The organism is Pseudomonas sp. TAE6080 (assembly GCF_018732265.1).
GTDB classification, from domain to species: Bacteria; Pseudomonadota; Gammaproteobacteria; order Pseudomonadales; family Pseudomonadaceae; genus Aquipseudomonas; species Aquipseudomonas brenneri.
Map to the genome: position 1 here is coordinate 22,735 of NZ_JAHIDY010000035.1, position 14,159 is coordinate 36,893.

At 61.2% G+C, this 14,159-nt stretch carries 13 protein-coding genes; 4 read left to right on the top strand and 9 right to left on the bottom strand.

Translation table 11 applies throughout. From position 1 onward, the window contains the following. Positions 1-15: 15 nt before the first annotated feature. Both KL786_RS22575 and KL786_RS22580 read left to right on the top strand, forming a co-directional pair. The gene (locus KL786_RS22575; RefSeq protein WP_215519010.1) at positions 16-573 is read left to right on the top strand and encodes a DUF4136 domain-containing protein; all 558 of its coding nucleotides are present in this window, start codon (positions 16-18) and stop codon (positions 571-573) included. Between the two features lie 258 nt (positions 574-831). After that, on the top strand, positions 832-2,850 hold the full coding sequence (locus KL786_RS22580; protein WP_215519011.1) for a pilus assembly protein TadG-related protein: 2,019 nt from the start codon (positions 832-834) through the stop codon (positions 2,848-2,850). Here the strand turns inward: KL786_RS22580 and KL786_RS22585 are convergent. Further along, a complete protein-coding gene (locus KL786_RS22585) occupies positions 2,847-5,591 on the bottom strand; it encodes a PAS domain-containing sensor histidine kinase (RefSeq protein ID WP_215519012.1) in 2,745 nt (914 codons plus the stop codon). The two genes, KL786_RS22580 and KL786_RS22585, sit on opposite strands and share 4 nt — an antisense overlap. Next, positions 5,588-6,025, bottom strand: coding sequence for a TadE/TadG family type IV pilus assembly protein (locus KL786_RS22590; RefSeq protein ID WP_032859799.1), 438 nt, complete (start codon positions 6,023-6,025; stop codon positions 5,588-5,590). Before KL786_RS22590 ends, KL786_RS22585 begins: the two co-directional genes overlap by 4 nt. A 72-nt stretch (positions 6,026-6,097) precedes the next feature. Between KL786_RS22590 and KL786_RS22595 the strand changes: the two genes are divergently transcribed. Together KL786_RS22595 and KL786_RS22600 are read left to right on the top strand one after the other, a co-directional pair. Then, a complete protein-coding gene (locus KL786_RS22595) occupies positions 6,098-6,571 on the top strand; it encodes a prepilin peptidase (protein ID WP_032859798.1) in 474 nt (157 codons plus the stop codon). Between the two features lie 126 nt (positions 6,572-6,697). Next, on the top strand, positions 6,698-7,480 hold the full coding sequence (locus KL786_RS22600; RefSeq protein ID WP_215519013.1) for a response regulator transcription factor: 783 nt from the start codon (positions 6,698-6,700) through the stop codon (positions 7,478-7,480). A 203-nt stretch (positions 7,481-7,683) separates the two neighbouring features. Here KL786_RS22600 and KL786_RS22605 read toward each other — a convergent pair whose 3' ends face one another. The 7 genes from KL786_RS22605 to KL786_RS22635 are packed head-to-tail and all read right to left on the bottom strand — an operon-like array spanning position 7,684 to position 14,144. Beyond that, positions 7,684-7,956, bottom strand: a complete 273-nt coding sequence (locus tag KL786_RS22605) for a DUF3613 domain-containing protein (RefSeq protein WP_215519014.1) — start codon at positions 7,954-7,956, stop codon at positions 7,684-7,686. A gap of 19 nt (positions 7,957-7,975) precedes the next feature. Beyond that, a complete protein-coding gene (locus KL786_RS22610; RefSeq protein ID WP_215519015.1) occupies positions 7,976-8,692 on the bottom strand; it encodes a tetratricopeptide repeat protein in 717 nt (238 codons plus the stop codon). 10 nt (positions 8,693-8,702) lie between these two features. After that, positions 8,703-9,590, bottom strand: coding sequence for a type II secretion system F family protein (locus KL786_RS22615; protein ID WP_215519016.1), 888 nt, complete (start codon positions 9,588-9,590; stop codon positions 8,703-8,705). Position 9,591: 1 nt separating this feature from the next. Beyond that, a complete protein-coding gene (locus KL786_RS22620; protein ID WP_215519017.1) occupies positions 9,592-10,473 on the bottom strand; it encodes a type II secretion system F family protein in 882 nt (293 codons plus the stop codon). Between the two features lie 10 nt (positions 10,474-10,483). Further along, positions 10,484-11,755, bottom strand: a complete 1,272-nt coding sequence (locus KL786_RS22625) for a TadA family conjugal transfer-associated ATPase (protein ID WP_215519018.1) — start codon at positions 11,753-11,755, stop codon at positions 10,484-10,486. Then, complete coding sequence (locus tag KL786_RS22630; protein WP_215519019.1) at positions 11,752-12,945, bottom strand: CpaE/TadZ family protein; 1,194 nt, start codon at positions 12,943-12,945, stop codon at positions 11,752-11,754. The genes KL786_RS22625 and KL786_RS22630 overlap by 4 nt, the downstream gene beginning before the upstream one ends. Then, complete coding sequence (locus KL786_RS22635) at positions 12,942-14,144, bottom strand: type II and III secretion system protein family protein (RefSeq protein ID WP_215519020.1); 1,203 nt, start codon at positions 14,142-14,144, stop codon at positions 12,942-12,944. Before KL786_RS22635 ends, KL786_RS22630 begins: the two co-directional genes overlap by 4 nt. Between the last annotated feature and the right edge of the window lie 15 nt (positions 14,145-14,159).

The following is a 14,159-nucleotide window of genomic DNA, read 5'->3' on the forward strand; positions in this document are numbered from 1 at the left end:
CTTTGGAGAACTACCATGTTGCGTCGTATCGCTTTGCTCGCTTTTGCCGTGCTGCTGGGCGGTTGCCAGACCAATCAGGTCAACCACGACTTTGACGCCAGCCGCGACTTTGGCGCCTACCGCAGTTGGGCCTGGAAAGACCCGGCGTTGCAATACCGTCCCGATGATCCGCGGATCAAGAGTGACCTTACCGAACAGCGCATCCGCCAGGCGGTGGCCGACCAGCTCGACCAACGCGGCCTGCGCCCGGCCGCCCCCGGGGCCAAGGCTGATGTGAACGTGCAGGCCTACCTGATCGTCGAAGACCGCCAGCAACAAGTCTCCACCAACTACGGCGGCGCCTGGGGCGGCCCGTGGAATGGCTATTGGGGCGCGCCGATGTACAACGAAACGCGCAACATCACCTACAAGGTCGCCACCCTCCAGATCGACCTGCTGGACGGCAAGGATGGCAAACTGGTGTGGCGCGGCAGCGACGAGCAGATGATGAGCAGCTCGCCCAACCCGCAAGACCGCAGCGCTGCGATCCGGGCGACGGTGACCAAGGTGCTGTCCAACTACCCGCCACGCTAAGTCACGCTCGGCCAGTCCCGATCTGTGTCACAAACACCGATCAAATGTGGGAGCCGTCGAGCCCCAGCGAGGCCGCGATGGGACCGGCGCGGTGTACCTGTTACACCGCAGCGCCCGCATCGCAGGCAAGCCAGCTCCCACAGGTTCCGTCAGTCGCCAAATATGGCGACTTGCCAGCGCACCTTCCAAGCCTTGTCTACACTGCTGTTCACTACAGGAGAGTAAGCGCTCGGCAGTTCGCCGGCAAAGGAGTGCTCGATGTCTCCCCGACTTCGTTCTGGCCAACGTGGCGCAATCGGTCTGGTGTTCGCCGGGACCTTGGCGTTGGCCCTGGTGTTTCTGTTGCTGGTGGTCGATAGCGGCCGCCTGTACCTGGAAAAACGCAAGCTACAGGCCGTTGCCGACACCGCCGCCCTCGAAGCCGCCAATCGCGGCGGGCAGTGTTCAGGCAGCACCACCGCCGTCGATTACGCCAAGCAAAACGCCACCCGCAATGGCTTCACCGTCGTCGCCAACGACAACAGCCGCGCGCTGGCGGTGAGCTGTGGGACGTTGTTGACCAATGCGGCTAATACCCGCGTCTTTACTGTCGATGCCACCAAGAATGATGCCATTCGTGTGGTGGCGAGCCGTACTGTCTCCACGGGTATTGCCAATGGGGTGTGGAGGTTGTTCAGCGGGACGTACAACGCCAGTACGACATTGACTGCGACGGCGGTGGCGGCATTGGCGACTCCAGTGGCCGCACTCACAATCCGCAGCACCGCAGTGGTTGTTGACACCGACAAAAAGGCCTCCGTTCTCAACGCTTTGTTCGGCGGGTTATTGGGCGGTGGATTGAACCTCTCGGTGGCTGGGTGGAATGGTTTGATTAATACCAACATCTCTCTGCTGAATTATCTGGACCGGCTAAAGCTAGACTTAGGCTTGACGGCGGTTGGCTATACAGAGGTTCTTGGTAATACCCTCGGTGTAGGCCAGCTAATTCAAAGTGCAATTAATGTATTGGACCCCACCAACACGTTAACGGCGGATGTGACGATTGTTGGCTTGAAAGCTCTCAAGGCGGCGGCGGGTAGTACTCAAGTGGTATTGGGCGATATTCTGAAAATCGCGAGTGGCACTGATGTGGCGTCTCTGGCAGTTAACATGCGTGTGTTTGATCTGATCGAAGGTTTTGTGCAACTGGCTAACAAGAAAAACGGCTTACTGGCCAGTGTCCCGATCGACCTGCCTGGCGTGGCGCTGATTACTGCAACGGTTCAGGTTTTGCAGCCGCCTCAGTTATCTGCTGTCGGCAATCCAGCCAAGGCTGTAGCGCCAGGGCATAACCCTGAAACAGGTCCGAATCGTATCTATGTGCGTACGGCGCAATTACGTGTTTTGCTCTCGGTCAACTTACCCGTCTTGAATACGGTTGTGGATTTGGTGAACGGGGTGGCGGGGCTGGCGGGGCCGTTGGCAAGTACAGTTGAAGCATTGCTGCACCTTAATATCGTGGGCGCGATCAACGCGTTAACGTGTAGTTTGGGGGCGCTTTGCACATCTCCCTCACCTCAGGTTCTATCTTCGCCTCCACCTATTGGCGTGGATATAGTAGTGGAGGCTGCCAGTGCTAGTAGCTGGGTGACAGCTTACAGTTGCGTAAGTCCTACGAATAAAAGCCTGACAACCAGTACCAATACTTCACTGGTCAATCTGAAACTGGGTCAGATTGATAACATGTCCAGCATCTTCGGCAGCAGTCAAAGTCCGCCGACGGTTGTTGTGAAACCGTTGAAAGTCGTTGATATAGGTACCGAGTCTTGCCGCCGCTTTTTAATATTTAACGAATGTTACGGCCGTGTCCCCTCCGTAGGAGGTGGTATTGGGTTATCTGCCAATATCGATGTCGGTGGGAGTCAAAACCTTGCCCATACCTACCTGTCGCCTAATTTGCCGGAAATTTCGCAGCCACCGGTTTATTACGCTTACACCACTAGCAATATCGTTAGCGGGCTCACGGACCCTGCCAAGGGAACCGCAGCGGGTCTTGTTTTAAATATGTACGGTCCACAGCCTGGAAACGAAAATTTGTTAGGCAATCTTATTGGTGGTCTTGGAACCACGCTCAATAGCGTCACTTCCTTGCTGATCAGTACGATCAAAGCCACACTTTCGCCACTGCTAGACTCGCTGATAAACACCTTGTTACTGGCCTTAGGCGTCGACCTGAACAAAGTCGACGTAGGCGCCAACTTGAGCTGTCACTCTGGCCGCGCCTACCTCGTCATCTAACCCCCACCCACCACCGGCAACTCCACACAAAACCGCGCCCCATGCTCACTGTTGACGACGCTCAACCGTCCGCCCATGTTTTCCACAATGCCGTAGCTCACCGACAACCCCAGCCCGGTACCAACACCGATGGGCTTGGTGGTAAAGAACGGTTCGAAAATCCGTTCCAGCAGCCGTGCATCGATCCCGCCGCCGTTATCTTCAATCCAGATCCGTACATGGCGGCTGTCGTGTTCGCTGTACAGCGCGATCCAGGGTTGGAAGTCGTGGTTTTTTTCATGCCGGGCTATGAGGGCATCGCGGGCGTTGACCACCAGGTTGATTAGTACCTGTTCCAATTGGTCGACATGACCGTTGACCTGCACATTGAAGTCCATGGGGGTGATGCGCAGGTCCACGCCTTTGCCGCGCAGGCCTTCGCCCAGCAATGACTGAGTACCTTCCACCGCCTGGGCCGGGTCGAAAGGTTGTTGCTCGACCTCCGAGCGGCGGCCGAACACGCGCATATGGTCCACCACCCTGGCCGCGCGCTGGACCTGGGCGTCGATGCGCTGGAGTTTTTCCGTCAGGTAGTCGATCTGCACGTCGCCGTTGCCCAGGCGCTTGAGCACATTGACGATGGCCATGCGCATCACGTTCAGCGGCTGGTTGATCTCATGGGCAAGGCCAGTGGCCATTTCGCCGAGGGTGGCCATTTTCGCGCTTTGGGTCAGTTGCTGCTGGGAGCGACGCACTTCGGTGTTGTCGCGGCCCACGGCCTGGATTTCCTGCAACTGGCCGTGCTCGTCGAACACGCCACGGTCGGACCAGACCCACCACGCATGTTCGCGCCCTGGCAGTTGCAGGCTGATTTCGGCGGTGCTGACGGGAAATTCCGGGCTCAACTGGCTGATGCGTTTTACAAAGGCGTTGCGTTGCTCGGCCGACAGCCATTCGCCCAGGTTGATCCCCGGTAACTGTGCGGGCGTGCATTCCAGGTAGTTGGCCAGGGGCGTGTTGCCGAAAGTCAGGGTCAGGTCCGGGCGATAACGGCAGATCATCGCCGGCGAGTCTTCCACGAGGATCCGGTAGCGCTCCTCGCTTTCCTTGATCTGTTGCGCGGCCAGGGTCGCTTCGGTGACGTCCAGCCACAGGCCGACGGCTTCCACCGGCAAACCGAGGTCGTCGCGCAGCAGCTTGGCTTCGTCCAGCAGCCAGTGGTAATTGCCCTGGCGATCACGCACCCGGTAGCGGCTGCGCACGCTGCCTTCACGCAGCAGTTGCCGGGTGCGTTCGAAGTACACGTCGCGGTCGTCGGGGTGTACCCATTCCACGGAGGTGTCGTGGGTGCATTCGGCCAGGGTCCAGCCCAGCAGCGGCAGCAGGCTGTCGCTGAAGAACGCCGGGTGTAGCGCGCCGTTGACGTAGCGCTGCACGTAGATCACCGCCGGGGAGCTGGCGATCAGGTTATCCAGGCGCGCATGGGCGGCAGCGGCCTGCAGTTGTTGGTTCTTGATGTCGCTGATATCGAGCATGAAACCGATCCAACGCCGCTGGTCGCCGGCGCCCAGCACTTGGCCCTGCACGCGGTACCAGATGGGGTTCTGCTTGGCGTCGGTACGCAGCAGGCGCACGCTGGTCAGCAACGGCTTACCCAGGGTTTGCAGGTCTTGCAGGCGGCTATTGAGCTCCTGGCGGTCGGCGGGGTGAATCAACTCCAGCCAGTTGCCCAGGGCTTGCCTGGTCGGCGCATCTTCCGGGCTCAGGCTGCGCATCAGTTGTGGCGCCAGCAGGATCTCTTCACCGCTGGTCAGCAATTCCCACCAGCCGGTGCCGAGCAGGCCCTGCAAGGCTTCCACGCGCTCCAACTGCTGGTGATGACGCTGCTCGCGCAGGCGGCTGAGCAAGGGGGCGGCGAGGGCGGCGGCGAGGTTCAGCCAGTCACGCTCGTTGATGTCGGGGTGGCCGCTGTAGAACCCGCACAGCAACCAGGCGGCGACCCCCTGGCTATCGCGATAGGGCACCAGCAGGCCCTCGGCATTGCCAAACACGCTGTACAGGCGTGGATGCTCACTGCGGCCCTGGAGGTGTTTGAGGCTTAATGGGGTGTTGCCGTTGAGACTGTCCAGGCAGGTGCCGAGGCGTTGCCCCGGCGTCCACAGTTGCGGCGCGTCATGGGCGCTGTGACTGCTGTAGACCAGCCAGTCCTGATCCTGCTGGTCCAGCAGGACCATGGCCACGCAAGGGATGCGCCAGCGCTGGGCGAGGCTGCGCAGGTGATCGTTGAACACTTGCGGCAGGCGCGTCAGGCTGCAGACGCGCAGTTGCTCGCTCATCTGGCTGGCAAGTTGATGGTTCTGTTCGCGCTGCTGGGCCAACTGCCGGCCTTGCAGCAGGTCGCTGATATCCAGCAGGCGCAGGATCCAGCCATCGCCATCGGGTTCGACCCAGCCACGGGTATGCAGGATCGTGTCGGCGGCACCTTGGAAATCCAGGTCCAGGCTATTGCGCTGCCAGTCGACGGGCGTGCCTTCGATACTCAGTGCGCCAGGCAGGCACAGCAGGTCGCGCAACAGCGGTTGGGGCTGGGCGCTAAGGTGATGGGCCAGTTGCGGGCGCAGCGCACGGCTGATCTGCAGCACATGGCCTTGCTGGTCCAGGCGCAGGTGCAGGCCGGGGGTAGGCTGGCTGGCTGGGACTTGCAGGGCCTGGGCGCTGCTGCGGCCGAGCAGCCTGCCGAAGATTTTGTCACCGGAGGTCAAAATTGCAGGCTCGACTGGGCATGCAGCGTCGTTGGTAGCCTGGGCACGGTGCCAATGCCCGGCAGCACAATAAACGGCAGGACATTCTTGAGATTAGCCGAGGGGTAGTTGATTTCGACGGTCAGCACCCCGGCGGTGTAGGTCGGGTTGATATGGCCCGCCTGAAACTGGAAGGTGGCGGGAATCCACTGCAATTGGCTTTGCACGGTCTGGGTCGCTCGCAGTATGAGCGCCGCATTGTAGTTGGGGGTGCTGGGGTCCAGCGCCACGCTGCGGCGCACGGCCTCGGCCGTGGCCTGGTTGAACGACTGCAACAGCAACAGCGGCAGGCTGTAGCTGACCATGGCATAGAACACGGCAAAAAAAATCACGAACACCGCCGCAAACTCGATGGCGACGGCACCTTTTTGCTTTCTAGGGAGGCTGGTTTTCATCACTGCGACTACCCTGACTGCTACTACCTGATATCAGCATAGAATCAATCAGCAAAAAGGGACGGTTTTTACGTGATCCAAGGCCTCGTGGTTTTTGTCTGGTTGGTGGTGTGTGCGGTGCAGGACGTTCGCCAGCGGCAGATTGCCAATCGCCTGACCCTGGGCGCCGTGCTGCTGGCGCTGCTTTACCTGATGTGGAGCGGCTCGACATGGCTGGGGACCTCCAGGGCTGAAGGGGTGTGGGCCTTCTTCCTGGCGCTGCTGTTGACGCTGCCCGGCTATGCCCTCGGGCGCCTGGGCGCGGGTGATGTGAAGCTGCTCGCGGCGTTGGCGCTGGCGTCGAATTCGACCTACCTGTTGTGGTCGCTGATCGGTGCCGGCGTGGCGAATGTCGCCTGGCTGATCTATGGGCCGCGGCTGTTACCACTTGCCAGTCAAGGTGTTAGAGCGCGCCTGGGTTATCTGGTGGTGGACCCGTCAAGGAAGCTGCCCTTTGCGCCGTTTCTGTTAGTGGGTTTCACCCTGGCCTGGCTGTGGCTCCATTAGTCGTGGATGCTCTATATCGCTATGTACATAGTCGGAAAGTACGTCTAAGTTTATTTACACAAGCAAGTAGGAAAGTTCTTCGGAACGGATAGGTCAATCTTTGGCTTGCCAGGCATGGAGTAGCGCGTGAACAAGCTTACGTCTGCAGTAAAAGTGCTCGTGGTCGATGATCAGCCGCTGATCGTGGAAGAGCTTTGCGAATTTCTCGAAAGCAGCGGTTATCGCTGTGTCCCTTGTGGCTCCAGCCAGCAGGCGGTGCAACGCTTCAGCGAGGACCCGCAGATCGGCCTGGTGCTGTGTGACCTGCATATGCCCGACATGGACGGTATCGAGTTGGTGCAGGCCCTGCAAAAAATCGCCGGCAAGCAGCGTGCATTCGAAGCCATCATGTTGACCGGCCGGGCCGACAAGCAGGACGTGATCAAGGCCTTGCGCGTGGGTATCTCCGATTACTACCAGAAGCCCATCAACCTCAATGAGTTGCTGGAAGGGTTGCAGCGTCAGGAAGCTGCGCTGGAAGAGCGCCACAAGAATCTGCATCTGGGGAATTTGAACCAGAAGCTGCAATACCTTTCCGAGTCCATCGACGACTTGTACCAGGACCTGGACAAGGTCCGTCGCGGCCCGGCACCGCCAGCCGATGGCGAAGGGGCAAGCGAGGAGGCCGAGCGCCTGGAGGTGCCGGCGATCTTCAATCAGTTGTCACCGCGGCAACTGGACGTCGCCAGGTTGGTGGGCAAGGGCCAGACCAACTACCAGATTGCCTGCGAGCTGGGCATCACCGAGAACACGGTCAAGCTGTACGTGTCCCAAGTGTTGCGGCTGACCCATATGCATAACCGCACCCAACTGGCGTTGGCGCTGTCGCCGAGCAGCTCGGCATTGCGCCAGCGGGTGACGGCGCACTGATGGTTTGCATATAGCCATGTGGGAGCGGGTTTGCCCTAATGCCAGTCAGTTAAGCGGTCATCGCCTTCTGTAGGAGCGAGCTTGCTCGCGAAAAACGTCAACGATAACGCGTGCTTACTGAATGAATGCGGCGCCTGTAAGTTTTTCGCGAGCAAGCTCGCTCCTACAGTTTGAGTTGAGGTATATCTGCTGGGGCGCGTGGTTTATTTGCTGCCACCCGAGCCCCCGCCTGCGCTGTCATCGCCGAACTTTTCGGGGATCGCGAATTTCTTGCTTTCCAGCAAACGCTGCAGCGCCAGTTCGCGTTCGGCGAACGTTGCCTGTTGCACCGTGGGTGAAGCGGCTTGCCCGCTGACTTGCAGCCCCAGCCAATGCTCGGTTTCCTGCTGGGCTTTGGACGAGGGGCCTGGCTCGATGGCCAGTACCGTCAGGGGCAGGGCCAGCAGCGTCAGGCTGGCGAGGTAATGGAGTTTCATCGTCGGCTCCTTCAAGCGCTTACTTGATTAGTACGGGCGGTGTATCGCTGGCCGCCGCGACCTGATCCTTGGCAACTGGCGCGCCGGCAGCCTTGAGTTTCTCGGCCCGGGCCTGGGCCTCGGTGACCTGCTCGGGGCTCAGGCCCACCTGGCTGGCCAATTGCGCGGCCTGTGCCCAGTTGTCCTGGTAGATCAACAAGGTCACCAGATTGACGGCGGCCAGTTGGTCGCTCTGCTTGAGCTCCATGGCCGTCATGAACTCAAAACGTGCATCTTCCAGGCGGCGTTGGTTGAGGTAGACCACGCCCAGGTCATTGCGGATTTTCTCATCGGTGGGCGCCAGTTGCGCCGCGCGTTGCATATGGGTCAAGGCCTGCGTGTTGTCGCCCCGGGCCGCTGCCAGTTGCCCCAGGCCGTGTTCACCCTCGGCCGCCATGCAGGTGCCCAGAAGGCTGCGGTACAGCGGTTGCGCCTCACTGCGCCCGAGCAGGCGGTAGACCTTGGCCTTGCGCTGGCGCACCTGCGGCAAAGACTCCGGCAGGCTTTGCAGGTTGGCCAGGCTGGCGTGCATTTTTCCTTCATTGGCCATGTCGTCAGCCAGGTTCAACGACAGCTCCTGTTCGGAACTGGGCTTGGCGCAGGCGCCAGGCGACATGAGCGCCGACCACGGTGTCTGGCCGTTGCTGGCACAGCCGCCGAGCATCAGCAGGCTAAGGCCTGCAATCAGTGCTTTCATCGAGCGCTCCTCAAAAACTGCTCAGGGCCCGGGAGATCGCAATGAATGCCGGCCCCCCCAGCACAATCAATAAAGCGGGAAACAGGAAAACCATCATCACCACCGACATCTTGGCCGACATCTTCGAGATGAATTCCTGCAAACGGGTGAGGCGGCGGTCATCGAGCAGTTGCTTGAGGGCCAGCAGAGACTTCATGGCGCCGCCGCCCTGTTGGATCAGTTGCTGCAAAATGATGCAGGTGTCGGTGAACTCGTCCACGGCCAGCAGCCTGGCGGTCTTGCCCAACTCCTCACTCAGTTCCAGGCCCGAGTCGACCCGGGACAGGATCAACCGCAGTTCCTGGGTCAGCGCGGGCAACAGGCGCTGCGCTTCAACGCTGAGCACGCGCAGGGATTGTTCTACCGCCATGCCCGACTCGAACAAAATGCGCAGCAGTGGGATGAAGGTCGACACCTCGCGGGAGATCTGTTGTTGCCGGGCCTTGGCCGCACTGGCGAGGATGCGCTTGGGGATCAGGTAGCCCAGGCCCAGGCCGAGCAGGGGTGCGATCCACGGGGAGTCGACACCGGGGAAAATCACTTCCTCGCCTATCAGGATCACGCCTGCCAGCACCAGCGGCACGCCAATCTGGCAGGCGGCGAAGATCGAGCGTTGATTGGTTTTGCGCCAGCCCACACGGTTGAGCAGGATCTGCGTTTCGTTATCCATGCTCACTGAGCGCTGGGCCAACTGGCTGCTGCCAAATTGGCTGAGCAGGGTACCGAATCGGTCGCCACGCACCAATTGGCCTTGCAGGCGCTGGTTGACCAGGCGCTGGCGACGGCGCTGGGCCATGAGCTGGCCGGCGATCAACACGAGTGCAGCAAGAAACAGCAGGGCACTGATCAGCAGGACCATCTCAAATACTCCGCAACATGCGCCACATCGTCAGGCAGCCCAGCACCTGCATGGTGAGCGCGGCCAGCAGCATGTAGCGGCCGCTGTCGTCGTTCCACATGGTCAGCAGGTAGCCGGGATTGATCATCATGAAATAGCCCACCATCGCAATCGGCATGCCGGCCAGCACAAAGGCGGTGACGCGCGTCTCGCCGGTCATGGCGCGCAATTGCCGGGCGCCTTGTTCCCGTTCGCGGATGACCTTGATCAGGTTCTCCAGCAAGTCACTGGCGTTGCCACCGTAGCGGTGGTTGACCTTGAGCCCCAGGGCGAGCATGCGGAACTCGTCCTGTTCGTAGAATTCGGCGAAGTCACTGGCGGCCTCGGGCAGGCTGACCCCCAATTGCACGTTGCGCTGGATGCGGCCCATGGCGGGCTTCAAGGGTTCCTCGGTGCTGTCGATGGCCCCCAGCAAGGCGTCGGCCAGGGTGCGTCCGGACTTCAGGCTGCGCACCGTATGATCGAGGACTTGTGGCAGTTGCTCGACCATCCGCTTCACCCGCCGCCGATAGCGCCAGGCGATGTACAGCCGCAGTATCAAGGGCGGCAGCACTACCATTGCGGCCAACCCGAGCCAGCTCCACACCAGAAAGCCCAGCACCGCGCCCAGCACCCAGCAGGTCACCCACAGGCCCAGGCTGTTGGTGGGCTTGCCCAGGCCCGCGCGCAGGAACATACGCTCCAGGCCGACCCAGCGGCCACGCTCTTCGGCCAGCAGCGGCTGCCCTTCGGCGAGCCGTTCCAGGACCCGATCGGTTTCCGCCTGGCGCAGGCCACTGAGGAACAGGTGTACCGACACGCCAATCAGGATCACGCAGCTGAACATCAGGATGGCGCCGGTCATGGTGACGCTCCTATAGCGACAGGGCTGATTCGCGGCGCAGCTTGTCACCCGCCGGGTTGAGGGCCTCGCGCAGGAAGCCAAAGCCGGTACGCCGGTCATGCCGGAACAAGGTGTTGGTGACATACACGTCGTCGCGCACCCCCACCACTTCCACCACTTCACTGACACAGCGTCGGCCATCGGGCAGGCGGGTCAACTGGATCACCACATCCAGTGCCGCGCAGATCATCTGGCGCAGGGTCTTTTCCGCCACCACACGACCGGTCAGGCCTACCAGGGTTTCCAGGCGCAACAGGGCGTCCTGGGCATTGTTGGCGTGCACGGTGCTCATGGAACCGTCGTGGCCGGTGTTCATCGCGGTCATCACATCCAGCACTTCCACGCCACGGATCTCGCCGAGGATGATGCGGTCCGGGCGCATCCGCAGGGCGTTGCGGATCAGGTCGCTGGCCTTCACTTCACCGTGGCCCTCGGCATTCGGCGGGCGGGTTTCCAGGCGTACGACGTGGGGGTGGCCCAGTTGCAGCTCGGCCACGTCTTCGATGGTCACCAGGCGCTCGTGGGGGTTGATCAACTGGCTGAGGATGTTCAGCAGAGTGGTCTTGCCGGTGCCGGTACCGCCGCTGATCAGGATGTTGCAGCGCTTGCCCACGGCCTCCTGGAAAAACTCGAAGATCGATTGGTCGATGGTCTGCATCGCCACCAGGTCGCTGCTCTTGAGCATGTCCTTGCGAAATTTTCGAATCGACAGGCACGGACCGTCCAGGGCAATCGGCGGGATGATCGCGTTGACCCGGCTGCCGTCGGGCAGCCGGGCATCGACCATTGGTGACGACTCATCCAGGCGCCGGCCCAGTGGCGCGAGGATACGTTGCATGACGCGCTCCACATGATGGGCGTCGATAAAGCGCAGATCGCTCTGGTGCAACAGGCCGTCGCGCTCGACAAATACCCGGTGCGGGCCGTTGACCAGAATCTCGGTCACCGAGGGGTCGCGCAGCAGCACTTCCAGCGGCCCGAAGCCGGTCAGTTCATCAACGATTTCTTCGGCCAGGCGCTCCATTTCATAGCGGGAAATCGCCAGGTGCATGCGCGTGATGTATTCGGACACCTTGTCGATGACAAATTGCGCCAGGGATTGGCGTGAGCCTTCCAGCAGGTTTTTCCCCGACTCTTCGATGGCATCGATGATGTAGCGGTGCAGCACCAGTTTCAGGCCGTCGTGGTCCACGGTGTTATTGAGCCCGCGAGCGGGGGCGCCGAAGAGTTTTTCGCCGCTCATTTGGTGGTCCCCAGCAGCCGTTCGAACCAGCGGGTGGAGGGTTTTTCCAGGCCCTCGGTACGCTTGGCCAGGCGTTCGCCCAAGGCTTTCAGGTTCTGCGTCAGGGGCTCCCGGGGGGCCAGGCTGAATAAGGTTTGCCCCTGGTTCTTGGCGTTCAGGCGCACCTCGGGACTGAACGGCAAAACCGCGATGGCTTCCAGGCCGAAGCTATTTTCCAACGCCTCTTTATCCGGCGCGGCACCTTTGAGGTAACGGTCCACCAGCAGCTTGGCATGATCAAGCTTCATGCCTTTTTCCCGCCACTGATTGAGGACTGCCAGGTTGCGCCGGCAGTCGAGGACGTTCTGGTCGGTACACCACAAGAGCTTGTCGCAATGGCTGACAAACGTGCGCAAGGCTTCGCTGTCGCGCTGGCCGGTGAGGTTCACCACGATGTGCTGGAAGTGTTGGCGCAGGGCACTGAGCAACATGTACAGCTCGGCGGCGCTGGTCATTTCCAGCGGCTCGTCGCTTTCGGTATAGGCGAGGATGCGCAGGCCACCGTCGGTGGCGGTGAACGCGCTGTTGATCAGGGTGGTGTCCAGGCGGCGCAGGTGGCGCAGGGCATCGCCAAAGTTGAATGAGCTTTCCAGGCCCAGCAGCGCCAGGCTGTCACCTCGGGGCAGGCCCAGGTCCAGCAGCAAGGTCTGTTGACCGCTCTTTTGCACCACCATCGCCAGGTGGCTGGCGAGCAGGGCACCGTCGGCATTGCCCTGGGTGCCATACAGCACAGTGAGGCCGCCCAGGTGTGCGTTGTGAGCGACCGGGGGCAGGCGCTTGCTCAGGCGTCGCACCAGGCCGGCGACTTCGCTGGAGCGTGAACCGTAGGCGACAAAATCCCGCGCGCCGGCACGCATGGCGTTGAGCACCAGTTGATTGTCCATGCCGTCACCGAGGGCGACGATAGCCAGCATCGGCTTGGCTTCCAGGGCGCCCTCGATCAAGGCGCTCTGGGCCACCACATGCTCGCGGTCCAGGCCGACGAACACCAGGTTGGCGAAGGTCACGTCCACCAGGGCCAACAGTTCGTCGAGGCTGCCACCACCGGCACTGACCACTTGGCCCAGGGGCGCGAGGGCACCTTGCAGCCATTCCAGGTCGGTGGTGTTGCGGGTGATTGCCAGGAACGTCTGGCTCAGGCTATCGCTCATTGGGAAAGTCCTGTGCGTCGGTCGAAGTTGCCGTTTTCCAGGAAGTACAGGCGATACCAGTTGGGGTCGTAGTTGCGCAGTTTTTCCCCGGGCAGGGACGGCAGGCGTGCGTTGGCGGCCAGGGGCTGGACCAAGTGCGGGGTGACGATCATCAGCAGCTCTTTTTCCTCGCGGCTGACGTTGCTGTCGCGGAAAAACGCGCCGAGGATCGGGATATCGCCCAGGCCTGGAAACTTGCTGATGGTGGAACGGTTGTTATTACTGATCAGGCCGCTGATCACAAAACTCTCGCCATCGGCCAAAGACACCGTGGTGTCGGTGCGGCGCACGGTCAGGGCCGGCACCTGGATGCCTTCTACCTGCAAGGCGTTGGCGTAATCCAGTTCGCTGACTTCCGGTGCCACCTTGAGGGAAATCCGCGTGCGGTCGATCACGGTGGGGGTCAATGTCAGGCGGATGCCGAACTCTTTGTACTCGATGGAAATCGTGTCGCTGCCGGTACTGGGCACTGGGATCGGCACTTCGCCGCCGGCGAGGAAGGTCGCACTATGGCCGCTCATGGCGACCAGGCTCGGACGCGCCAGGGTGTAGGCAAAGCCGCTGCGCTCCAGGGCATTGATCAGCGCCGAAAACCGCCCGCCGCCGATGCCGATGTTAAAGGTGTTGTTGTCCAGCGGCAGGCTCATGCCCGCAGTGCGCGGGCTGCCGAACAGGAAGTTGCCAGTGCCGCCAAAGATCGATGTGCTGGCCTCCTTGAGCTTGGTGCGGCTGACTTCGACAAAGCGGATATCGGTCTGCACCTGGCTGGGCAGGGACGGGTCGTCGGAGGGCGACAGGGCCAGACTGGTCAGGCTTGAACTGGCCTTGCCCTTGACGAACACCATGCTCTGGCGCGGGGCGCTGGAACAGCGGGTCCAGACCATCAGGCTGGTGGCACCAGAAGCAACGCCGGTGAGCAGGAAGCTGCGATCACCGTTGAGGTGCACATCGGCGATTTTCGGATCGCCAATGGCCAACCGGGTAATTGCCACCGGTGATTGCAGGGTTTGCTGCAAGCCTTCTCCAACCTCGACCACAGCCGGCAGGGCGCCCAGGTTGCTGCAACTGTCCGAGGCCGCAAACGCCAGGCCGACAGGCAGGCTGGACAGCATCAGTGCCCAGGCCATTTGAGTGAACACAGGTGCTAAACGTTGGCGCATTCAAGGCATCCTTGT